We start from the raw sequence: 574 nt of genomic DNA, 5'->3' as shown, positions 1-574 counted from the left end.
GGGGGCTGCTGCACGTTTAGGTGACATTCGACATGGCTAGTTTCGGCTGGCCTGGAAGGATGATCACTATGGCAACCAGGTATCCGCAGGAGTTCCGTGATGACGTCGTGCGCGTCGCCATGAACCGTGAACCCGGCGTTACGATCGCGCAGATTGCGAAGGATTTTGGTATCCACGTCGGCACGCTCGACAAATGGCTCAGACAAGCCCGTGTTGAGCAAGGCGAGAAGCCTGGCGTCACCCGGTCCGAGAGCGACGAGCTCCGAGAACTCCGGCGTCGCAACAAGCTCCTTGAGCAAGAAGTCGAGGTGTTGCGCCGTGCGGCCGCATATCTCTCGCAGGCGCATTTGCCGGGAAAAGGCTCTACCCGCTCGTGAGAGAGCTCGCCGCTGACGGGATCCCTGTCGCGGTATCGTGCCGGGTATTGAAGCTCTCACGCCAGCCCTACTATCGCTGGCTCCGTAACCCAGCGACCGATCGTGAGATTGTGCAGGCATATCGCGCCAATGCCATCCATGCTGCGCACATGGAAGATCCCGAGTTCGGGCACCGCTTCCTCGCCGACGAAGCCCGA

General features: G+C 60.8%; 1 protein-coding gene. It reads left to right on the top strand.

Annotated elements, in window-relative coordinates; all coding sequences use genetic code 11:
• Nucleotides 1–68 precede the first annotated feature (68 nt).
• Nucleotides 69–377, top strand: a complete 309-nt coding sequence (locus ACFQND_RS12190) for a transposase (RefSeq protein WP_377413594.1) — start codon at nt 69–71, stop codon at nt 375–377.
• Nucleotides 378–574: the final 197 nt, after the last annotated feature.

It is taken from the genome of Polaromonas aquatica (assembly GCF_042659145.1).
In the GTDB taxonomy this organism is placed as follows: domain Bacteria; phylum Pseudomonadota; class Gammaproteobacteria; order Burkholderiales; family Burkholderiaceae_C; genus Polaromonas; species Polaromonas aquatica.
The sequence above is the reverse complement of the archived record's forward strand: the minus strand, read 5'-3'. Positions and strand labels throughout refer to the sequence as shown.

Coding starts and splice junctions, on each gene's coding strand:
- ACFQND_RS12190 (WP_377413594.1), top strand. CDS start 69: ATGGCAACCAGGTATCCGCAGGAGTTCCGTGATGACGTCGTGCGCGTC.